The sequence below is a fragment of the Pararhizobium qamdonense genome (genome assembly GCF_029277445.1).
Classification (GTDB): Bacteria; Pseudomonadota; Alphaproteobacteria; order Rhizobiales; family Rhizobiaceae; genus Pararhizobium; species Pararhizobium qamdonense.
In genome coordinates this window covers 477,446-498,345 of the sequence record NZ_CP119567.1, presented here as the reverse complement: position 1 = coordinate 498,345, position 20,900 = coordinate 477,446, and the positions used below count along the sequence as shown (strand labels likewise).

Sequence of the window (20,900 nt, the reverse complement as noted above, 5' to 3'; positions counted from 1 at the left end):
TGAGACTACGCTTTGTGTAAAAAAATGCAATAGGTGAAATTAATTACATTTTGCTGCGGACCACAAGGGAGGAGAGATGGTGCGAACGGTGACAAATCGCGACCGCGACGACAGTCTCGCCGTCCGCGCCGCATGGCTCCATCATGTGGGAGGCCTGACCCAGGCCGAGGTTGCCGCGCGGCTTGGCATCCCCAATGTCAAGGCGCACCGGCTGATCATGTGGGCCAACCAGAATGGCGTGGTGAAGTTTTCCATTCATGGCGACGTGACCGAATGTGTCGCGATCGAAACCAGGATCGCTGAGCTGTTCAGCCTCGATTATTGCGAAGTCCTGCCTGATCTCTACGACAAGAGCCTGCTGATGCGCGCGCTGGGCGTTGCCGGCGCCGAATTCCTGCAGCGCGAAATCAAGAACCTGCAGGGCCAGGTCATCGGCATCGGCAACGGCCGTACATTGGCCGCCGCTATCGCCGCCATGCCCACTGTGGATGCGGGCGACGTCCGGTTCGTTTCGCTGCTGGGCGGATTGACGCGAAACTATGCGGCTAATCCCCATGACGTGATGCACCGTCTCGCCGAAAAAACCGGCGCGGTGTCCTATGTCATGCCCGTGCCGTTCTTTGCCAATTCGGTTGAGGACCGGGAAGTGCTTCTGTCTCAGCGGGGCGTGCGTCACGTCTTTGATCTCGCCGCCCGCGCTGATCTGATGCTGATCGGCATCGGAACGGCAGAACTGGATTCGCAGCTTGTCGTGTCGCAGATGATCGAAGTGCCGGAAATGCAGGACGTGCGCGATCATGGCGGGGTTGGCGAAATGCTCGGTCACTTCTTCGATGCGGACGGAAAGCCGGTCGAGACGACGTTGGGCGAACGGACCCTATCGCCGAGCCTTGAAAGCATGAAGGCGCGCCGGATTGTCGCCATCGCCGGCGGGCCGGGCAAGATAGCCGCAATCCGCTCGGCGCTGCTGAGCGGCTGTCTGAGCGGCCTGATTATCGACGAACAGACGGCGTCTGCGCTGGTCAACGACGCGTCCTGACGCGGTTTAAGGAATGGGAGGCCAGCTATGGCTGCTGTCAATCACTCGATCGAGCTGAACGCTCCCGGATTTACGGCTGGCTCTGGCCAGCGCCGGATGCCGGTCTGATGTCTGATGCCGGGAAAGATATCCTGATCGGCATCGATGCCGGAACCTCGGTGATCAAGGCCGTCGCGTTTGACCTTGCGGGCCGCCAGATTGCCGCAGCCTCCGTGCCCAATACCTATTCGACAGGCGCTGATGGTGCCGCGTTCCAGTCGTTGGAAAAGACATGGGCCGATTGCGCCCAGACCATCCGCGATCTTGCCACCAAGATCGACGGCCTTGCGCAGCGCGTGGCAGCACTCGGCGTGACCGGGCAGGGGGACGGCACCTGGCTCGTGCGCAAGGACGGCACACCGGCAGCGGACGCCTGGCTCTGGCTCGATGCGCGCGCCGCCCCGACCGTGCGGAAACTCTGCGCTTCTCCTGAGAACCGGGCCCGCTTCGAGGCGACGGGAACCGGGCTTAACACCTGTCAGCAGGGCGCGCAGCTCGCGCATATGCTCTCTGACAGTCCTGACGTGCTGGATGAGGCGGATATCGCGCTCCATTGCAAGGATTGGCTTTACCTGAACCTGACCGGCGTGCGAGCCACCGACCCGTCAGAGGCAAGTTTTACATTCGGAAATTTTCGCACGCGCCAATATGACGACGATGTCATCGCCATGCTGGGGCTCAGTGCAAAACGCCCGTTGTTGCCGGAGATCATCGACGGAACGCAGATCGTGCATCCGCTCTCTGCGGCCGCAGCGGCACAGACCGGGCTTCTCGAATGCACGCCCGTGAGCCTTGGTTATGTCGATTTCGCCTGCACGGCTTTGGGCGCCGGTATCGTCACAGAGGGCAGGGCATCGGCCTGCTCGACGATCGGCTCGACCGGCATGCATATGCGCGCGATGGCTGTCGATGACACCATCCTGAATGCCGAAGGCACCGGGTACATGGTCGTCCTGCCGATACCGGGGATCGTGGCACCGGCGCAATCCAACATGGCGGCCACGCTCAATATTGACTGGGCGCTGAAAATGGCCGGCGACCTGATGGGCGAGATGGGGCATCCGGTTTCCCATGCTGACCTGGTGGGGAAGATCGAAGGCTGGCTTGCGGCAAGCCGTCCGGGTGCCATTCTCTATCATCCCTATATTTCCGAGGCCGGAGAGCGCGGACCGTTCGTCAATCCGGATGCCCGCGCCGGCTTTATCGGCTTGAGCAGCGGCCACCGGTTTCCCGATCTCCTGCGGGCTGTTGTCGAGGGACTGGGAATGGGCACGCGCGACTGTTACGCGGCGATGGGCGAGATGCCGGCAGAACTGCGCCTGACGGGCGGAGCCGCGCGCTCGCGTGCCCTGCGGTCGGTGATCGCAGCGGCCGTCGGGTCACCGGCCCGTGTCTCTTCGCGTGAAGAAGCGGGTGCTGCAGGCGCTGCCATGATCGCCGCCGTTGCCATCGGCGTCTACGGCGACATGCATGCCTGTATCGCGCAATGGGTAACACCCTTGCTCGGTCCGGCCGAAGCGCCCGATCCGGCATTGGCCGAAATCTATTCAAGGCTATTTCCGCCCTATCAGCATGCCCGCCGTGCGCTTGAGCCTGTTTGGGACATGCTCGGCCGGGCAATGCAATGACGACATTAAAGTGCTGCCGGACGCAAGATCCGGTGCAGCGCATCCACCACAATTGGCTTTGCCAAAGGAGAGTGCCATGAATGATTCCCGGATGATCGACCTGTTCATTATCGGGGGCGGCATCAACGGCGCGGGCATCGCGCGCGATGCGGCGGGCCGGGGTCTGTCGGTAATCCTGTGCGAGAAGGACGACCTGGCGCAAGGGACGTCGTCGCGATCGGGCAAGCTCGTCCATGGCGGCCTGCGCTATCTGGAATATTACGAATTCCGTCTGGTGCGCGAGGCCCTGATCGAACGCGAAGTGCTTTTGAACTCTGCAAGCCACATCATCTGGCCGATGCGCTTCGTGCTGCCGCACAGTCCTGACGATCGCCCCGCCTGGCTGGTCCGGCTCGGCCTGTTTCTCTATGATCATCTCGGCGGCCGCAAGAAGCTGCCGGGCACCCGCTCGCTCGATCTGCGCCGCGATCCCGAGGGCGCGCCGATCCTGAACAAATACGTCAAGGGCTTTGAATATTCGGATTGCTGGGTGGACGATGCCCGCCTCGTCGTTCTGAACGCCGTCGGTGCTGCCGAAAAGGGTGCCGAAATCCTGACACGCACGGCCTGCACCAGTGCACGGCGCGAAAACGGCGCGTGGACGATCCAGATGCGGAACGAACAAACAGGGGAAACCCGCACGGTTCGCGCCCGTGTCGTCGTCAATGCCGGCGGGCCGTGGGTCAACGATATCGTCGGCCGGGTCGCGGGCTCCAACAGCCGCCGCAACGTGCGCCTCGTCAAAGGCAGCCACATCATTGTGCCGAAATTCTGGGAGGGCCAGCATGCCTATCTCGTGCAGAACCATGACAAGCGGGTCATCTTCATCAACCCCTATGAGGGTGACAAGGCTCTGATTGGCACCACCGACATTCCCTATGAGGGCGCGCCTGAAGAGGTGAAGGCGGAGGAAAGCGAAGTCGAATATCTGCTCGCCGCCGTCAACCGCTACTTCAAGGAAACGTTGCGGCGTACGGACGTGCTGGAGACATTCTCCGGTGTGCGGCCGCTGTTTGACGATGGCCAGGGCAACCCATCCGCCGTCACGCGCGACTATACGTTCGATCTCGATGAAACCGGCGGTGCACCGCTGCTCAGCGTGTTCGGCGGCAAGATCACCACATTCCGCAAGCTGTCCGAGCATGCGATCGAGAAAATTGCGAAATTCTTTCCCACCATGGGCGGAAACTGGACGCGGCAGGCAACCTTGCCCGGTGGCGAAATCGAGAATGCCGATTTCATCCAGTTCACGGAAAACCTGCGCCGCACCCACCCCTGGATGCCGCGCGCGCTGGTCCATCATTACGGCCGCCTCTATGGATCGCGCATCGGCAAAATCATCGGCAACGCCACGTCACTGGAGGGCCTCGGCCAGCATTTCGGCGCGCAGCTCTACGAGGCCGAAGTGCGTTATCTGATGGCGCATGAATGGGCGATGACGGCTGAAGACGTCCTTCAACGCCGCACGAAGCAAGGCCTGCATCTCAGCGCAAACGAAAAAGCAGCTTTTGCCGCCTGGTTCGAGGCGGATGGCGCTGTGCGCCTGCGGGCCTCAAGCTGATCGCCTGCTGCCTGTGACTTTGTTATCGTCCGCAATCAACCTTGAGAAGCCATCATGTCCCTGACCCTCTCGCTGAACACCAATCCGCTGGTCAACCGTTTTGCCGGCGCCGATGACCTCATCGACACCGTCGCGCGCGATCTGAAAATCCGCGACCTGCAACTGACCCATGAGTTCATCAACCCGTCATGGCCAGCGCCGGTGATCCGCAGGGTGACTCGCAGTTTCCGGGCTGCCCTTGATCGAACCGGCGTGCGCGTCACCTCCGGCATGACCGGCCCCTATGGACGGCTGAACCATTTCGGCCATCCCGATCGCGACGTGCGGCGCTATTATGTCGATTGGTTCAAGACTTTCGCCGATATTTCCGCAGATCTCGGCGCGAAATCCGTCGGGACCCAGTTCGCCATCTTCACATTCGCCGATTTCGATGATGCGCAACGCCGGGAAGACCTCATCCAGATTGCCATCGACTGCTGGGCTGAGGTCGCAGAACACGGCAAGTCAGCCGGGCTGGATTACGTGTTCTGGGAACCGATGTCGGTTGGCCGCGAATTCGGCCATACCATTCCCGAATGCATGGCGCTACAGGGCAGGCTGACGGCCGCCAACATGGCCATCCCGATGTGGATGATGGCCGATATCGATCATGGCGACGTCACGTCCCCGGACCCGGCCGATACCGATCCCTATGCGTGGGCGCGGGCCGTGCCGAAGGTTTCGCCGATCATCCATATCAAGCAGAGCAAGATGGACAAGGGCGGTCACCGCCCGTTTACCGCCGAACACAATGCCACGGGGCGGGTTCAGCCGGAACCGCTGCTGGAAGCTTTTCATCAAGGCGGTGCGGTGGACAATGAAATCTGCCTTGAGCTTTCCTTCAAGGAGCGCGAACCCGACGACCGCAACGTCATCCCCGCCATTGCAGAAAGCATCGCGTTCTGGGCACCGCATATCGATACGGGTGCGGCTGATCTGAAGATCTGAGGCGAGACCTGCGGCGCCGGTGAAAATTGGCCCCCGGCGCCACCGCAGCAAGTGCTTTTCGCGCTACCCAGGCACCTATGCCGATTTCCGCAGCATCAATTCCGCCTTGAGCAGGATACGGTCCTGGCTGAGCAGCACGTCGTCGCCCTGCGCATCCTCGCCGAGTTGCTTGAAAAGCAGCCCGATGGCCAGGCGGCCGATTTCCTTGTAGTTCTGGGCAACCGTCGTAATCGGCGGGCAGGTATATTGCGACAGTGGATGATCGTCATGACCGGCGACGCGGATGTCGCAACCCGGACCGTGGCCGACCTTGAGGCCTTTTTGCCAGGCGGCCGCCAGCACGCCGAAGGCCAGACGGTCATTGGCGCAAACAATCGTCCTGGTTGGCAGGCGCGAAAGCGTATCGAACAGGACCGAGGCCTCCTCCAGCGCGAAACGTTCGAAGTCCCAGGTCGCAGTCGTGGAGAGCTTGATCAGTTCCGGCGTCAGACCAAAACCCTTCATGGCCTCGACATAGGCGTTCCGCCGCTCGATCGCGTTGATGTTGACCTCCGGCATGCCGAAATAGCAGGGAGGCTCGCCCGACCGGCAGAGATAATCGACGATCAGGCCAAAACTCTGGCGGTTGTCCGTGCCGACGAATGCCGCCTTGTCGTCCAGCGGCGTGTCCACGTAGACGAGCGGAATGTCCCGTCCCAGCTGTTCCAGCGTCGCGCTGCCGGTTTGCCGGCCAATCGGCGCGATGATGGCTCCGGCAACGTTCATCGATCGAAAGGTCTTGATGGCCTCTTCCTCGATATCTGGCTTTCCGTCCGACGACAGCACGAATGCCAGGAAGCCGGCTTCATTGGCCATGATCTCGATGCGCCTGGTCAGCGCCATGAAGAAGGGATCGAGCGTGTTCGGGATGACGATGCCGATGATGTTGCTGCGCCGGCGGTTGAGATTGACGGCGAACATATTGGGCCGGAAACCGGATTTTTTCAGCGCCTCTTCGATCGTATCGCGGGTTTTACGGCGCACCGAAGTTGGATCGTTGAAATATTTCGACACGGTCGGACGCGACAGGCCGACGAACTCCGAAAAGTCCTCCATTGTCTTGATCGCTTTGGCCAATCGTCATACTCCGTCGAGTTATAGGCAAACGTCTTTCTACCAGGGCCGATGACGGGAAGCTAAGGGACCGCTCCAATCATCGATCCCTGCTCTTAAACGCTCGGTCTCCTTTAGAAAAGCCGGAATGAGCGGTGTCGCCTCAGCCGTCGACATACTGCACTTTCATGGTGGCGGGATCGCTCGGTTTGGTCAGGAAGTAGGGAACCATTTCCGCCAGCGGCAACCGGTGGGTCACGAGCTGCGACATCCTCGCCCGGTCGCCTGCAAGCACCGACAATGCCTGCGGGATATTGCGATTGAGGGAATGCGAACCAACCAGCTTCAGCTGCCGCCTGAAAATCTGAAACGGTGAGACGGATACCCGGGTCTCCGGGGCGCAGACGCCGAACACCAAGCCGGTACCACCGTCGGCGACCAGATCCAGCATTCCTTCCACCACACTTGGAATACCCGTCGCATCCGCCACCAGGTCAAAGCTTTGCCGCCGCGACAACAATTCCTCGGAACCGGATCTCACCGGCGTGAAACCCAGACCTGAGGCGAACGCCAGGCGATCCTCGTTGATATCGGCGAAGGTGACGGTATCTGACCCCGCAGATTTCAGGGCAAGGCCGAGCAGCAGCCCGATCGGGCCTGCGCCAAAAATCAGGGCCTGCGAAGGCGCGCTCGCCTTGCCGGTGATCCCCGCAGCGCCAAGGCCGTTCAGCACGCAGGCCAACGGTTCGGCCAGTGCCGCAAGATCATACGGCATGTCGCCGATATCGTGCAGGTGACCGGCGTTGACGATGCTGAATTCGGAGAAGCCGCCATTATGGGAAACGCCATAGGCCTTCAGATCGCGGCAGAGATTGGTCAAGCCTTTCTCGCAAGCCGGGCAGGTGCCGCAGGGCAGGTTGGGGTCCACCGCGACGCGGCTTCCCGCGCGAACGCAGGTGACGCCGTCTCCGACCTCAAGAACCTCTCCGGCAAATTCATGACCGGGAACCAGCGGAAACGCGCCGGCACCATAACGCGCGTGGAGGACATCGATATCGGTGTGGCAAAGCCCGGCCGCCTTGACGCGAATGAGCGCGTGGCCCGGCGGGATTGCGCCGACGGGGATATCCGCCAACACAGCCTTTCCCTTTTCGACAAACTGGATCGCCTTCATGGTGATGCTCCTCAGCTCATCCAGTTTCCGCCATCGACATTATAGGTCTGCGCCAGAATGTAATCGCTGTCGGCCGACGCGAGGAAAACCGCCAACCCCTTGATGTCAGCCGGCGTTGCAAACCGGCCGATCGGCACGGACTGGGCGACCTGGGCCTTTTTCTCGCCGGGTGCCAAGCCCTCCCATTCGGCAAACTTGGCATCGACGACATCCCAGTGCTCGCCATCAACAACGCCGGGCGCGATCGCGTTGACATTGATGCCATGCTTGACGAGCGCCAGGGCTGCCGATTGTGTGGCGGAGATGATGGCGGCCTTGGAGGCGCAGTATAGCGTGACCAGCGCTTCGCCCCGGCGGCCGGCCTGGCTTGCCATATTGATGATCTTGCCACCGCGGCCCCTGGCGATCATGACGTTCGAAACCGCTTTCATCATGAACAGCGGCCCTTTGAGATTGACGTCGAAGACGCGGTCGTAACTGCTCTCGGTGATGCCCTGGATCGGCGCCATGTCGAAGATCGCGGCATTGTTGACGAGAATATCGATGCCGCCAAAGCGCTGATCGACGTCGGCGACCGCCGCATCGATGCTGGCAAGATCGGTAACATCCAGCCTGATCGCCGTGGCATCGGGGCCGATCGCCGCTGCAGCTTCGAGCGCGCGGTCGATATTGATATCGGCAATGATGACTTTTGCGCCCTCGGCGACAAAGGCCTCGGCAAAGCCCAGGCCGATACCGCGCGCACCACCCGTGATCAGCGCAATCTTGTTCAGCAGTCTCATGAAGGTTTCCTCCGCGGTTCAGACGTTCGCCGCCGCATAAGTTGTCTTTAAAGGTCGTGAGGGCGAAAGGAGCCCGGAATCATTGTCCGGGCTCCCTCCGGGAGGGGCTGCGCGTAAAGCGCGGCCTATGGACTTACTTGATGTAGCCGGCGCGTGTCATCTCACGCTCCGCCTGGGTTTGCGATGCATTTAGCGCATCCTCGACCGACTGCTGTCCCGACAGCGCCGAGCTGATCTGCTGGCCGACGAATGTCCCAAGGGCCTGGAACTCCGGAATGGCCACGAACTGAACGCCGGTATAGGGAACCGGGTCCTTCGTGGGCTTTGCCGGATCGGCGGACATGATGGCCTTCAGAACAGTGTCTGCAAACGGGGCGGCCTTTTGATATTCAGCCAGCGCATAGGTCGATTTGCGGGTGCCGGGCGGAACCGCGACCCAGCCCTCGGATTCGCCAACCATCTTCACATATTCCTTCGAGGTCGCCCATTTGAGGAACGACTTGGCGACGTCAACCTTCTGCGATGTCGCCGGTATTGCGAGGTCCCATGACCACGACCAGCTGGAACCGTTTGGCGTTACGGCAACCGGCGAACGGGTGAAGGCGATCTTGTCGGCGACCTGGCTCTGCTTGGGGTCGAAAACGCGGCCGGCAGCCGAGGTGGCATCGATCCACATCGCGCATTTGCCGCTGGCAAAGAGCGTCTGGTTTTCGTTGAACCCGTTTGCCGTTGCGCCGGGCGGGCCGTATTCGTTCAAAAGCTGAACATAGTCTGTCACGGCATTCTTCCATGGCTCGGAATTCAGCTGCGGCTTCCAGTCCATATCGAACCAGCGGCCGCCATAGCTGTTCACCATCGTGCCGAGAAACGCCATGTTTTCGCCCCAGCCGGGCTTGCCGCGAAGGCAAATGCCATATTGCTGCTTGGCCTTGTCTGTGAGCTTGGCGGCGAAGTCCTTGATCTGGTCGTAGGATGGCTCTTCCGGCATGGTGAGGCCGGCGGCCTCGAACAGGTCCTTGCGATAGAGCGTGAACGAGCTTTCGGTGTAGAACGGCACGGCATAGAGCTTGCCATCGACGGTCAGGCCCGCCTTGATAGGCTCCAGGAGATCGGCATAGTCGTAGTCATCGCCGAGGTCGTCGACCGGCGTCAGCCAGCCCTGCTTGCCCCAGATCGGGGCCTCGTAGCCGCCGATCGTCATGACGTCGAACTGGCCGCCTTTCGTGGCGATGTCCGTGGTCACGCGTTCGCGCAATACATTTTCTTCCAGGACGATCCAGTTGATCTTGTTGCCGGTTTCCTTCTCCCAGGCACCCGACAGTTTCTGCATGATGATCATGTCGCCATTGTTGACGGTGGCGACATTGATTTCCTCCGCGCTGGCCATGCCGGCCAGCAAGCCGGCGCCGACGACGGAAGCCGAGAGTATGCGTGCGTATTTACCCATGACATTCTCCTCCTTTACGAACGTTTTCGCATATAATTACATGCGTAAAGTTTTTATCCGGTAATTGATTTCTCTTGTCAAGCTGGAGAGCGTGTAAATGCGCAGGAATGATGCAAGTGGCTATTTTGAAATCGCTATTTGCAGGGGTTTTGCGCGTACGGTAGTCAAAATCCGAATTCCTGCTTTGTTTACGCGTGTAAAATATAATGTTGACAGCGTCGTTTGACGTGAGTACATCATTCGCCAGTGCGGTTGCGCAGGTTTCGGATCGTAAGGTGGGGAGAAACAGGAATGGATCAGCGTTATACGCTGGCGCCGGAGGCGCTTGGGCCGACGATCACGATCGGTGAGATCCTCGTCGAAATCATGGCGACAACCGTCGGCAACGGTTTTCGGGAAGCCCAGTCCCTGATTGGACCTTTTCCCAGCGGAGCACCCGCGATCTTCATCGATCAGGTCGCAAAACTTGGTGGCGCCTGTGGCATTGTCTCGGCGGTTGGCGACGATGATTTCGGGCACCTGAATATCGACCGGCTTGAGCGCGATGGCGTCGATGTCTCGGCCATCGCTGTTTTGCCCGATCTGCCCACAGGAAGCGCCTTCGTCCGCTACCGGCCGGATGGCGCGCGCGATTTCGTTTTCAACATCGGCAAGTCGGCTTCTGGCGCGACCGCCATGACCGGGCAGGCCCGTGATTTGATTGCGCGGGCCGGACATGTGCATGTCATGGGCTCCGCCTTCGCCATCCCCGGCATTGCGCCCATCATCCTTGAGGCCGTGTCGGTTGTGAAGGCGAGGGGCGGTACCGTCTCGTTCGATCCGAATGTCCGGAAGGAATTGATGAGCGGGGGCGGCGAGGCAAAGAGACAGTTTGACAGCGTGCTTGACGTCACCGACCTGCTGCTGCCATCCGGAGAAGAGCTTTCCATAGCCGCCGGTGTCGACGGCGAGGCGCCGGCCATCGAGAGCCTGCTTGCACGCGGAATTTCCGAGGTCGTCCTGAAACGGGGGCGGCAGGGGTCTTCTCATTATAGCCGCAGCCACGGGGCGGTCGATTGTCCGGCATTCGCGGTCGAGGAAATCGACCCGACGGGGGCCGGAGACTGCTTTGGAGCAACCTATCTCACCTGCCGCCGCAAGGGACACGCGCCGCAACAGGCACTGCGCTACGCCAATGCCGCCGGAGCCCGCAACGTCACCAGGCAAGGCCCGATGGAGGGCACGTCCTCTCTTGCGGAACTCGATGCTTTCATAGCGGCCAATCTGGTGCTGTCCGATCAGGGAAGGGTTTCAGCATGAGCAATCCTCTTTTGGACCTGGCCAAGGCGCGACGCAATGGGCGGCCGCGCGGCATAACTTCGGTCTGCTCGGCGCATCCCGTTGTGCTGCGCGCGGCGCTTCGCCTGGCGGCAAAGACGCAGCAACCCGTGTTGATTGAAGCCACCTGCAACCAGGTCAACCATCTCGGCGGCTATACCGGCATGACGCCCTCCGATTTCGTCGGCCTGGTCGAGGGTATTGCCGCTGAAGAGCGGCTGGACCGCACCCTTTTGATTTTCGGCGGCGATCATCTCGGGCCGAACCCCTGGCGGAGTGAAGACCCGGCAGCCGCGATGGAAAAGGCCAAGGCGATGGTTGCGGCCTATGTGGCGGCCGGCTTCAGCAAGATCCACCTGGATGCGTCGATGGGCTGTGCTGGAGAGCCCGCAGCGCTCGACGACGCCACGATCGCAACGCGGGCGGCGGCATTGTGCGCGGTGGCCGAGGACACGGCCCGTGATCATAATCGTCCCATGCCGGTCTATATTCTGGGAACGGAAGTTCCCGTTCCCGGCGGCGCCGATCATGTTCTCGATACGGTGGAACCCACATCGCCGGATGCCGCTGTTTCAACGATCGCGATCCATCGCGACATCTTCGAGAAGGCCGGCCTCACAGAGGCATTCGCCCGCACGATCGCCTTCGTCGTCCAGCCGGGGGTCGAATTCGGCAGCGATAACGTCATCGCATACGATCCTTTTAAAGCGGCGCGCCTGGCGAAGGTTCTTGACAATGACGAGATGCTCGTCTTCGAGGCCCATTCCACGGACTATCAGCCGGAGGCGGCACTCGCAGCGCTCGTGCGCGACGGGTTCCCGATCCTGAAGGTTGGCCCCGGCGTCACCTTCGCCTACCGCGAAGCCCTGTACGCACTCGACCTGATCGCCACCGAACTGGTGCCCGGTTATGGCGAGCGTCCGCTGTTCCACGCGATGGAAGACGTGATGACGGCGCATCCCAAGGACTGGCAGGGCCATTATCACGGCGATGAACGCGCATTGCGGCTGCAGCGCCATTACAGTTACAGCGACCGGATCCGCTATTACTGGAACAGGCCGCAGGCGGTTCGCGCGGTCGATACGCTTCTGAAAGTATTGACCGATGTGGTGATCCCGGAAACCCTGCAGCATCAGTATCTTCCGCAATTTGATACCGGGGACATCCGCAGCCTTTCCGCTGAAGATATCATGATCGCGGCAGTCGATCGTGTGCTTGCCATTTACGACCGCGCCGTGAACCAGACGGCCGTCTGATAGAGGATTGCCGCTGCACGGCAGATGAAGTGGGGGCTGACTGTTTCCGGTCAGCATCAGGAAAGGCGCGCCCTCGGTGCGCCGGCAGGCTGAGTGAGGGAGGGCCGGGGGATGGCAACACAACAGACCAAAACGCTTGCGCGCTGGATGATGGCCCCGTCGGTTGGGCTTTTGCTGATCTGGATGATCGTGCCTTTGGCGATGACGCTGTGGTTTTCGTTCCAGAACTACAATCTGCTCAATCCGGGCAATGTCAGTTTCGCCGGCCTGTTCAACTACCAGTATTTCTATTCGGATCCCGCGTTTTTCCAGTCGATCTGGAACACGCTGGTCATCGTGGTCGGCGTGCTTTTGATCACCGTCATCGGCGGTATCTCGATTGCGCTGTTGCTTGATCAGCCGATGTGGGGCCAGGGGCTGGTGCGCATCCTGGTGATCTCGCCGTTCTTCGTCATGCCGCCGGTGGCAGCCTTGGTGTGGAAGAACATGATCATGCATCCGCAATATGGCGTGTTTGCCGATATCAGCCGCTTCTTCGGGCTGCAGCCGGTCGATTGGTTCGGGCAATATCCGCTATTTTCGATCATCATCATCGTCGCCTGGCAATGGCTGCCATTTGCCACGCTGATCCTTTTGACTGCGCTGCAATCGCTGGATGGCGAGCAGAAGGAGGCAGCCGAAATGGATGGCGCCGGCTTTGCCAACCGTTTCATCTATCTGACCGTGCCGCATCTCGCCCGCTCGATCACCGTCGTCATCCTGATCCAGACGATCTTTCTGCTGGGCGTCTACGCCGAAATCCTCGTCACCACCAATGGCGGCCCGGGTTATGCCTCGACCAACCTGCCGTTCCTGATCTACCGCACGGCCCTGCTCGGCTACGATGTCGGCGGTGCGTCGGCAGGCGGTATCATCGCTGTCATCCTTGCCAATATCGTCGCCTTCTTCCTGATGCGCGCCGTCGGCAAGAACCTCGACAAATAAGGGAGAAGACCATGGCCAGAGCCGTTTCGACCAGAAGAACCGTCTTCTTCACCATTGTCGCCTGGGTCATCGCGCTGGTGATCTTCTTTCCGATCCTCTACACGATCATCACCTCGTTCAAGTCCGAGACCGAGGCGATCCAGGGGTTCAACCTCATTCCGTCGGGCACGGTGGAAAGCTATGCCGCCGTGCAGGCGCAGAGCAATTACTTCAAGTTCTTTTTGAACTCCGTGATCATCTCGGTCGGCTCGACGCTGATTGCGCTGTTGATCTCGGTGCCGGCCGCCTGGTCGATGGCGTTTTCGCCGACCAACAAGACCAAGGACATCCTCATGTGGATGCTGTCCACCAAGATGATGCCGGCGGCTGCCGTCATGGTGCCGATCTATCTTCTGTTCCGCGACTTCGGCCTGCTCGACAGCCGCTTTGGCCTGACCATCATGCTGACGATGATCAACCTGCCGATCGTCGTGTGGATGCTCTATACCTACTTCCGCGAAATTCCCGGCGAGATCCTCGAAGCCTCGCGCATGGACGGTGCATCGCTCTGGGGCGAGATCTGGTATGTGCTGACGCCGATGGCGGTGCCGGGCATTGCCTCCACCATGCTGCTCAACATCATTCTGGCCTGGAATGAAGCCTTCTGGACGATCCGGCTGACCACCACCAATGCCGCACCGCTGACGGCCTTCATCGCGTCCTTCTCCTCGCCGCAGGGCCTGTTCTGGGCCAAGCTTTCGGCCGCCTCGACGCTGGCCATCGCCCCGATCCTGATCATGGGCTGGTTCTCACAGAAACAACTTGTCCGCGGCCTGACCTTCGGCGCCGTGAAATAACGCAAAAGAAAAGACTTGAACGCAAAAACAAAGTCTTGGGAGGCACGCATGGGCAATATCCAACTGAAAAAAGTCAACAAGAGCTTTGGCGCGACGCAGGTCATTCCCGGCATCGACCTGACCATCAACGAGGGCGAGTTCGTCGTCTTCGTCGGTCCCTCGGGCTGCGGGAAATCGACGCTTCTGCGGCTGATCGCCGGCCTTGAGGACACGACCTCCGGCACGATCGAGATCGACGGGCGCGACGTTACCGGCGCGGCTCCGGCCAAGCGGGGGCTCGCCATGGTGTTCCAGTCCTATGCGCTCTATCCGCATATGACGGTGCGCAACAATATCGCCTTCCCGTTGAAGATGGCGAAGATGGACCAGGCGGGGATCGACAAGAAGGTGGCGGAGGCAGCCCGCGTGCTCAACCTCACCAATTATCTCGACCGGCGCCCGGGCCAGCTGTCGGGCGGCCAGCGCCAGCGTGTCGCCATCGGCCGCGCCATCGTGCGCGAACCCTCGGCCTTCCTGTTCGACGAGCCGCTGTCCAACCTGGATGCGGCGCTGCGCGGCACGATGCGGCTGGAGATCAGCGAGCTGCATCACCAGCTGAAGACGACGATGATCTACGTCACCCATGACCAGGTCGAAGCCATGACCATGGCCGACAAGATCGTCGTCCTGAACGCCGGCAATATCGAGCAGGTCGGCTCGCCGCTCGATCTCTATCACCGGCCCGACAATATCTTCGTCGCCGGCTTCATCGGCTCGCCGCGCATGAACTTTGCCACCGGCGCGTTTGCCAAGCCGCACGATGCCCATACGATCGGCGTGCGCCCCGAACATCTGCAGCTCTCCACCGAAACCGGCACCTGGCGCGGCACGGTCGGCGTTGCCGAACATCTCGGCTCCGACACGTTCCTGCACATCCATGTCGACGGCATCGGCCTCGTCACCGCCCGCGTCGGCGGCGACTTCGCCGTCAAACACGGCGACCAGGTCTTCCTCACACCCGAGCAAGGCCGCGTGCACACGTTCAACGACAAGGGACTGGCAATCCGATGACACGGCTCACGGGGAAAAGCGCTCCGGTAGCGTGTGCCCGGCCGCAGTAAAAAAAGGACCGGCCGGACACAAAATGGTTGGCCGGGGTGAGCCTTGCAAGCGTGAACAACCTGCAGCTGTCCGGCCTTGGCTGAGCGGCGATATAAATGGAATTGGATTTCCTTATTTAGATTATAAAAAACATAGATTATCTGTATTTGCGCGGATTTGCGGCTATTTTGTTCCGGCTTTGGCGGTGTTTTCAACCGCCGCCTGTCTGGAAACTGGAGATATCCATGGCCCGTCAAATTCGCTTCAACGCTTTCGACATGAACTGCGTTGGCCATCAGTCGCCGGGATTGTGGTCGCATCCGCGCGACCGGTCATGGAAATACAAGGACCTCGACTACTGGCAGGATCTCGCCCGCACGCTCGAGCGCGGCGTCTTCGATGGCATCTTCATTGCCGATGTCATCGGCTACTACGATGTCTACAAGGGCACCAACTATCACGCGATCCATCAGGCGGCGCAGATCCCGGTCAACGACCCGCTGCAGCTCGCCGCACCGATTGCGCTTGCCACCGAACATCTCGGCATCGGCATCACCGCATCGACCTCGTTCGAGCACCCCTACACTTTCGCCCGCCGGCTGGCGACGGCCGATCATCACACCAAGGGCCGTGTCGGCTGGAACATCGTCACGTCCTATCTGGAAAGCGGCGCCAAGAATATCGGTCAGGGCGGGCTGCGCGGCCATGACAACCGCTACGAGGTCGCCACCGAATATGTCGAGGTGCTCTACAAGCTGTTCGAGGGCAGCTGGGAGGAGGGGGCGGTTTTGCGCGATCGCGAGAACCGCATCTTCACCGACCCCAGCAAGGTCCACGAAATCGGCCACAAGGGCAAATATTTCGATGTGCCCGGCTATCACCTCAGCGAGCCGTCGCCGCAGCGCACCCCGGTTCTCTACCAGGCGGGCGCTTCAGGTCCGGGCAAGACATTCGCCGCCGGTCATGCCGAGTGCATCTTCGTCGCCGCACCGACGAAATCGGTGCTCAAGGGCTATGTCGCTGACATCCGCGAACGCATTGCCCAGGCCGGGCGCGATCCGAAGAAGGTGTTCATCTACACGCTGATCACCATCATCACCGACGAAACCGAAGAGAAAGCGCAAAAGAAGTTCGAGGAATACAAGAGCTACGTCTCCTATGACGGCTCGCTCACCTTCATGTCCGGCTGGAGCGGCATTGATTTCGGCCAGTACGCGCCGACCGACGTGGTCAAGAAGATCGAGACCAACGCCATCCATTCCTTTGTGGAACATATTGCCGGTGGCGATACGTCATGGACGATCGACGAGCTCGCGCAGTTCGGCGGCATCGGCGGCATGGGGCCTGTCTTCGTCGGCTCGCCTGAGCGGATTGCCGATATCCTGCAGGAATGGGTCGAGGATACCGGTGTCGATGGGTTCAACATCGCCTATGCGGTGACACCGGACAGTTTCGAGGATGTCGTCGGCCATATCGTGCCGGAACTGCAAAAGCGCGGCGCCTATCCCACTGCTTACAAGCCGGGCACGCTGAGAGAAAAGCTCTTTGGCGATGGCCCCTATCTGCCCAAAACCCATCCGGCCGACGGCTACCGTGACATCGAAGCGGTCAAGGCGCGCCAGCTGCAAGGCGAGCCCAAGCTGAAGACGGTGGGTGCGTGATGGGGGACACACTTCTCGAACGCCACGCAAAACCGGCCGCAGGCCTTTACCATCAGCCGGAAACAAATGCAGGAACGTCAGTGAGCCAGGTCGATTTGGTATGGGGCGCCGGGCCAAGCCCGCACTATGAAACACTGGCCGCAGGTTTCCGGCCGCTCTTTGCCCGCATCGCTGAAGGTGCGGTGCAACGCGAACTTGACCGCGACCTGCCGCATGAGCAGATCGGCTGGTTGAAGCAAGCCGGTTTCGGAGCCTTGCGGCTTCCCGTCGCGGAAGGCGGGCAGGGGGCGACGCTGCCGGAATTTTTCAATCTTCTCATTGAGTTGTCGGAGGCGGATTCCAACATCACGCAGGCGCTTCGCGGCCATTTCGGCTTTGCCGAGGATATCGTCAACAAGGCCAGCGGCGCGTGGCGCACCCGTTGGACCGAACGCCTGGTGCGCGGTGAAATCGCCGGGAATGCCTGGACGGAAATCGGCGAGGCAAAGCAGGAAGGCTTTTCGACGCGCGTTTCCGGAAAAGACGGCAAACTGGTTCTGAACGGCACCAAATATTACACGACAGGTTCGCTGTTTGCCGACTGGATCGATGTCGGAGCGAGCAATGAGGACGGGCAGGGCGTTGCCGTCTCCGTCCGCCGCCATGCCGACGGTGTCGTTGTGATCGACGACTGGGACGGTTTCGGCCAGACGCTGACGGCCAGCGGCACGACGACCTTCACCAATGTGGACATCTCAGCCGACGACGTCATCATCGACGAAGAGAAATTCCGGTATTCCGCAGCCTTCTACCAGCTGGTGCATCTGGCAACGCTCGCCGGTATCGGCCGTGCGCTGACCAATGATGTCTCAAGGGCCGTGGCTGAGCGCCGCCGGACCTATACCAATGCGGCCGGCCCCCGTTCGAGCCAGGACCCGCAGGTCCTGCAGGTCGTCGGCCGGATCCGCAGCAACGCCTATGCCGCCAGCGCCATCGTCCTGCAGGCGGCGCAATCGCTGCAGCGGGCCTTCGATGCGCATTTTGCGGGTGATCCCGAAGCGGAAGAGACGGCAAATGCCGTTGCCGAGCTGGAGACCGCCCAGGCCCAGACCGTGGTTTCGACGCTCATTCTTGATGCAGCAACCATCGTCTTCGATGCGCTCGGCGCGTCCGCCACCAAGAAGCCGTCGGGGCTTGACCGTCACTGGCGCAATGCGCGGACGCTCGCATCGCACAATCCGCGCATCTACAAGGACCGCATCATCGGCGATTTCTCCGTCAACGGCACCTTGCCGCCCTATCAGTGGCGCATTGGCCTGAGTGCGGTCTGACCCGTCATGATCACGCTCGAAAACATCAGGAAGGATTTTTCCGGAAAGACCGGGGCCGTCACCGCGCTCGATGGCGTCAACCTTTCGATCGCCAAGGGAGAAATCTTCGGCATCATCGGCTCCTCCGGCGCTGGAAAATCCACGCTGGTCCGGCTGATCAATCTGCTGGAGCGCCCGACCGGCGGCGAGGTGATCGTCGACGGCCGCGCTGTGACGGATTTCAAGGGCGGGGACCTGCGGGATTTGCGCCGCCAGATCGGCATGGTGTTTCAGCATTTCAATCTGCTTAGCGCCCGCACGGTCTTCGGCAATGTCGCCTATCCGCTGGAACTGACCGGCGAATACGGCCGCCATGAGATTGCCGACAAGGTCGGGACCTTGCTGGCCCGGGTCGGGCTTGAAGCCCATGCGCAAAAATATCCGCGGCAATTGTCGGGCGGCCAGAAGCAGCGGGTGGGGATCGCCCGCGCCCTTGCCTGCGCGCCAAAAGTTCTTCTGTGCGACGAGGCGACCAGCGCGCTCGACCCGCAGACCACGGGCTCGGTGCTTGAGCTTTTGCAGCAGATCAACCGCGACCTCGGCGTGACCATCGTGCTCATTACCCATGAGATGGATATCGTTCGCCGTACCTGCGATCGCGTCGCGGTCCTCGACCACGGGCGGGTTGTCGAGACAGGGCCGGTCACGCAGGTCTTCCTGCATCCGCAACACGAGGCGACGCTGAAACTGGTGCGGGAAGCCGAACCCGATGGCGGACTTTTGAGCAATATCGCAGCCGCCGGCGTGCCGGGGCGGATCGTGCGGCTGACATTCGTCAACGATGCGGCGCGCAAGCCGCTGCTTGGCAAGATTGCCCGCGAACACGGCGCCGATTACCAGATCCTCTCCGGCCGGGTGGGCAATATCCGCGACACCCCCTATGCGCAATTCACCGTGTCGCTCTCCGGGCAGGATGTCGCGGGCGCCATTGCCGGATTGCGCGCCGGCGGCGTCACGGTCGAAGTCCATGGCGGTGAGGTCCATGACGCGGATGGGGAAAAGAGGCTTTCGCTGACGCCCTTGCCCTCTCTGCACAGGGACGGAGGCCTTCGTCATGTCGTTTGAGAACCTCTACTGGGCCGATATCTTCAAGGCCCTGTCGCAGACGCTGGCCATGGTCGGGGGCGCGCTGTCCTTGACGGTGCTTCTGGGGTTGCCTCTGGGAATTCTCCTATATCTGACCGGGCGCCAGCAGATCTTTTCGCAGCCGCTTGCCTATGGCGGTCTGTCCTTCGTCCTGAACATCATTCGCTCCGTCCCCTTCATCATTCTTTTGATCGTCCTGATGCCCATTACGGTGATCGTCACCGGCACGTCGCTTGGCATTCGCGGCGTGATCTTTCCGCTGGTGATCGGCACGGCTCCCTTCTTTGCGCGGCTGGTCGAGACGGCGCTGCGCGAGGTCGATAGAGGGATCATCGAGGCGAGCCAGGCGATGGGCGCCTCTACCACGCAGACGATTTTCCGCGCGGTCCTGCCGGAAGCCCTGCCGAGCCTTCTGGCTGCGGTGACCGTTACGGCGATCGTTCTGGTCGATTACACCGCCATGTCCGGCGCGATCGGCGGCGGCGGTCTTGGGGATCTGGCGATCCGCTATGGCTATCACCGCTTCCAGACGGAAATCATGCTGGTCTGCGTGGTCATCCTCATCGTCTTCGTCCAGCTCATCCAGGCGGCCGGCAACCGGCTCGTCTCCCACTTTTCCCGAAAATGAACCCATATAGGAGGATAAGCATGCGCATTCTGAAAACTCTGACCTTCGCTGCCGCTATGGCATTCGGCCTGTCGCAGGCGGCAAAGGCTGCCGATACGCTCATCGTCGGCGCGACCGCCATTCCGCACGCGGAAATCCTTGAATTCGTCAAGCCGATCGTCGCCAAGGAAGGCCTCGACCTCGATATCCGCGTCTTTACCGATTATATCCAGCCGAATGCGCAGCTCGTTTCCGGCGAACTCGACGCCAATTATTACCAGTACCGGCCGTTCCTCAACGATTACAACAAGGAGCGCGGAACGGGTCTCGTCCCGATCGTTCCGGTTCACATCGAGCCGTTCGTCGCCTATTCCACCAAGATCAGCGCGATCGACCAACTGGCCGATGGTGCGACGGTGGCGATCCCCAACGACCCCGTCAATGGCGGGCGTGGCCTGTTGCTGTTGCAAAAGCTCGGGCTGATCAAGGTCAGCGGCAAGCCCGAACTCACCTCGCCGGACGACAAGCTGCCGACCCTCAAGGACGTGGTGGAAAACCCCAAGAACCTGAAGATCGTCGAGCTTGAATCGGCACTTTTGCCGCGCGCACTGGGCGAAGTCGATCTCGGCGCGCTGAACGGCAATTATGTGTTCGAGGCCAAGCTTGATCTGTCCAAGGCGCTGCTGATCGATCGCGGCCAGGATGGCTACAATGTCTGGAGCGAATATCTGGTCACGCGTCCGGAAACCAAGGATGATCCGCGGATCGCCAAGCTGGCAAAGGCCTTGAACAGCGCCGAAACGCGCAAGTTTATCGAGGACCGTTACAAGGGCCAGATCGTCGCTGCCTTCTAATTTCACGCGGCCTTCCGAACCCTGGCGGTGCTTCTGGCTCCGCCAGGGTTTTCACGATGCAACACCAGCCAAAGACGGTTTT

The 20,900-nt window shown here is 60.9% G+C and carries 18 protein-coding genes; 14 read left to right on the top strand and 4 right to left on the bottom strand.

Features of this window, described 5'->3' with window-relative positions:
• Positions 1-76 precede the first annotated feature (76 nt).
• The 4 genes from PYR65_RS23560 to PYR65_RS23545 all read left to right on the top strand — a co-directional run bounded on the left by PYR65_RS23560 (position 77) and on the right by PYR65_RS23545 (position 5,293).
• Entirely contained in the window at positions 77-1,039 is a 963-nt protein-coding gene (locus PYR65_RS23560; protein ID WP_276121168.1) for a sugar-binding transcriptional regulator, read from the top strand.
• A gap of 107 nt (positions 1,040-1,146) precedes the next feature.
• The gene (locus PYR65_RS23555; RefSeq protein ID WP_276121167.1) at positions 1,147-2,706 is read left to right on the top strand and encodes an FGGY-family carbohydrate kinase; all 1,560 of its coding nucleotides are present in this window, start codon (positions 1,147-1,149) and stop codon (positions 2,704-2,706) included.
• 76 nt (positions 2,707-2,782) lie between these two features.
• Positions 2,783-4,306 carry a glycerol-3-phosphate dehydrogenase gene (locus tag PYR65_RS23550; protein WP_276121166.1) on the top strand — a complete coding sequence of 508 codons (1,524 nt, stop codon included), beginning with the start codon at positions 2,783-2,785 and terminating at the stop codon, positions 4,304-4,306.
• Between the two features lie 54 nt (positions 4,307-4,360).
• Positions 4,361-5,293, top strand: a complete 933-nt coding sequence (locus tag PYR65_RS23545; protein ID WP_276121165.1) for a sugar phosphate isomerase/epimerase family protein — start codon at positions 4,361-4,363, stop codon at positions 5,291-5,293.
• A gap of 75 nt (positions 5,294-5,368) precedes the next feature.
• Here the strand turns inward: PYR65_RS23545 and PYR65_RS23540 are convergent, their stop codons facing one another.
• The 4 genes from PYR65_RS23540 to PYR65_RS23525 all read right to left on the bottom strand — a co-directional run bounded on the left by PYR65_RS23540 (position 5,369) and on the right by PYR65_RS23525 (position 9,788).
• Positions 5,369-6,388 (bottom strand): LacI family DNA-binding transcriptional regulator, encoded by a 1,020-nt coding sequence (locus PYR65_RS23540; protein ID WP_276121800.1) that lies wholly within the window; start codon positions 6,386-6,388, stop codon positions 5,369-5,371.
• Positions 6,389-6,548: 160 nt separating this feature from the next.
• On the bottom strand, positions 6,549-7,559 hold the full coding sequence (locus tag PYR65_RS23535) for a zinc-dependent alcohol dehydrogenase family protein (RefSeq protein ID WP_276121164.1): 1,011 nt from the start codon (positions 7,557-7,559) through the stop codon (positions 6,549-6,551).
• 11 nt (positions 7,560-7,570) lie between these two features.
• On the bottom strand, positions 7,571-8,341 hold the full coding sequence (locus PYR65_RS23530) for an L-iditol 2-dehydrogenase (RefSeq protein ID WP_276121163.1): 771 nt from the start codon (positions 8,339-8,341) through the stop codon (positions 7,571-7,573).
• Between the two features lie 133 nt (positions 8,342-8,474).
• Positions 8,475-9,788 (bottom strand): ABC transporter substrate-binding protein, encoded by a 1,314-nt coding sequence (locus tag PYR65_RS23525; RefSeq protein WP_060637251.1) that lies wholly within the window; start codon positions 9,786-9,788, stop codon positions 8,475-8,477.
• Positions 9,789-10,079: 291 nt separating this feature from the next.
• Here PYR65_RS23525 and PYR65_RS23520 point away from each other — a divergent pair, with 291 nt between their 5' ends.
• From PYR65_RS23520 to PYR65_RS23475, 10 genes are all read left to right on the top strand, one after another.
• Positions 10,080-11,087 (top strand): tagatose kinase, encoded by a 1,008-nt coding sequence (locus PYR65_RS23520; RefSeq protein WP_276121162.1) that lies wholly within the window; start codon positions 10,080-10,082, stop codon positions 11,085-11,087.
• Complete coding sequence (locus tag PYR65_RS23515; protein WP_276121161.1) at positions 11,084-12,361, top strand: D-tagatose-bisphosphate aldolase, class II, non-catalytic subunit; 1,278 nt, start codon at positions 11,084-11,086, stop codon at positions 12,359-12,361. Before PYR65_RS23520 ends, PYR65_RS23515 begins: the two co-directional genes overlap by 4 nt.
• 111 nt (positions 12,362-12,472) lie before the next feature.
• A complete protein-coding gene (locus tag PYR65_RS23510) occupies positions 12,473-13,345 on the top strand; it encodes a carbohydrate ABC transporter permease (RefSeq protein WP_276121160.1) in 873 nt (290 codons plus the stop codon).
• An 11-nt stretch (positions 13,346-13,356) separates the two neighbouring features.
• A complete protein-coding gene (locus tag PYR65_RS23505; protein ID WP_276121159.1) occupies positions 13,357-14,181 on the top strand; it encodes a carbohydrate ABC transporter permease in 825 nt (274 codons plus the stop codon).
• Positions 14,182-14,229: 48 nt separating this feature from the next.
• Positions 14,230-15,231, top strand: coding sequence for an ABC transporter ATP-binding protein (locus PYR65_RS23500; RefSeq protein ID WP_276121158.1), 1,002 nt, complete (start codon positions 14,230-14,232; stop codon positions 15,229-15,231).
• A gap of 275 nt (positions 15,232-15,506) precedes the next feature.
• Complete coding sequence (locus PYR65_RS23495) at positions 15,507-16,922, top strand: LLM class flavin-dependent oxidoreductase (RefSeq protein ID WP_060636543.1); 1,416 nt, start codon at positions 15,507-15,509, stop codon at positions 16,920-16,922.
• Positions 16,923-17,002: 80 nt separating this feature from the next.
• Positions 17,003-18,232, top strand: coding sequence for an acyl-CoA dehydrogenase family protein (locus PYR65_RS23490; protein ID WP_276121157.1), 1,230 nt, complete (start codon positions 17,003-17,005; stop codon positions 18,230-18,232).
• Between the two features lie 6 nt (positions 18,233-18,238).
• Positions 18,239-19,336: a methionine ABC transporter ATP-binding protein gene (locus tag PYR65_RS23485; RefSeq protein ID WP_276121156.1), complete on the top strand. Its 1,098-nt coding sequence runs from the start codon at positions 18,239-18,241 to the stop codon at positions 19,334-19,336.
• The gene (locus PYR65_RS23480; RefSeq protein WP_276121155.1) at positions 19,326-19,985 is read left to right on the top strand and encodes a methionine ABC transporter permease; all 660 of its coding nucleotides are present in this window, start codon (positions 19,326-19,328) and stop codon (positions 19,983-19,985) included. Before PYR65_RS23485 ends, PYR65_RS23480 begins: the two co-directional genes overlap by 11 nt.
• Before the next feature lie 26 nt (positions 19,986-20,011).
• Positions 20,012-20,818 (top strand): MetQ/NlpA family ABC transporter substrate-binding protein, encoded by an 807-nt coding sequence (locus tag PYR65_RS23475; protein WP_276121799.1) that lies wholly within the window; start codon positions 20,012-20,014, stop codon positions 20,816-20,818.
• Positions 20,819-20,900 lie beyond the last annotated feature (82 nt).

What these genes read in the sequence shown, in the direction of transcription:
- PYR65_RS23525 (WP_060637251.1), bottom strand. Translation starts at nt 9,788, where the DNA reads ATGGGTAAATACGCACGCATACTCTCGGCTTCCGTCGTCGGCGCCGGC.
- PYR65_RS23540 (WP_276121800.1), bottom strand. Translation starts at nt 6,388, where the DNA reads ATGGAGGACTTTTCGGAGTTCGTCGGCCTGTCGCGTCCGACCGTGTCG.
- PYR65_RS23495 (WP_060636543.1), top strand. Translation starts at nt 15,507, where the DNA reads ATGGCCCGTCAAATTCGCTTCAACGCTTTCGACATGAACTGCGTTGGC.
- PYR65_RS23520 (WP_276121162.1), top strand. Translation starts at nt 10,080, where the DNA reads ATGGATCAGCGTTATACGCTGGCGCCGGAGGCGCTTGGGCCGACGATC.
- PYR65_RS23515 (WP_276121161.1), top strand. Translation starts at nt 11,084, where the DNA reads ATGAGCAATCCTCTTTTGGACCTGGCCAAGGCGCGACGCAATGGGCGG.
- PYR65_RS23550 (WP_276121166.1), top strand. Translation starts at nt 2,783, where the DNA reads ATGAATGATTCCCGGATGATCGACCTGTTCATTATCGGGGGCGGCATC.
- PYR65_RS23530 (WP_276121163.1), bottom strand. Translation starts at nt 8,341, where the DNA reads ATGAGACTGCTGAACAAGATTGCGCTGATCACGGGTGGTGCGCGCGGT.
- PYR65_RS23485 (WP_276121156.1), top strand. Translation starts at nt 18,239, where the DNA reads ATGATCACGCTCGAAAACATCAGGAAGGATTTTTCCGGAAAGACCGGG.
- PYR65_RS23480 (WP_276121155.1), top strand. Translation starts at nt 19,326, where the DNA reads ATGTCGTTTGAGAACCTCTACTGGGCCGATATCTTCAAGGCCCTGTCG.
- PYR65_RS23545 (WP_276121165.1), top strand. Translation starts at nt 4,361, where the DNA reads ATGTCCCTGACCCTCTCGCTGAACACCAATCCGCTGGTCAACCGTTTT.
- PYR65_RS23560 (WP_276121168.1), top strand. Translation starts at nt 77, where the DNA reads ATGGTGCGAACGGTGACAAATCGCGACCGCGACGACAGTCTCGCCGTC.
- PYR65_RS23505 (WP_276121159.1), top strand. Translation starts at nt 13,357, where the DNA reads ATGGCCAGAGCCGTTTCGACCAGAAGAACCGTCTTCTTCACCATTGTC.
- PYR65_RS23555 (WP_276121167.1), top strand. Translation starts at nt 1,147, where the DNA reads ATGTCTGATGCCGGGAAAGATATCCTGATCGGCATCGATGCCGGAACC.
- PYR65_RS23535 (WP_276121164.1), bottom strand. Translation starts at nt 7,559, where the DNA reads ATGAAGGCGATCCAGTTTGTCGAAAAGGGAAAGGCTGTGTTGGCGGAT.
- PYR65_RS23510 (WP_276121160.1), top strand. Translation starts at nt 12,473, where the DNA reads ATGGCAACACAACAGACCAAAACGCTTGCGCGCTGGATGATGGCCCCG.
- PYR65_RS23500 (WP_276121158.1), top strand. Translation starts at nt 14,230, where the DNA reads ATGGGCAATATCCAACTGAAAAAAGTCAACAAGAGCTTTGGCGCGACG.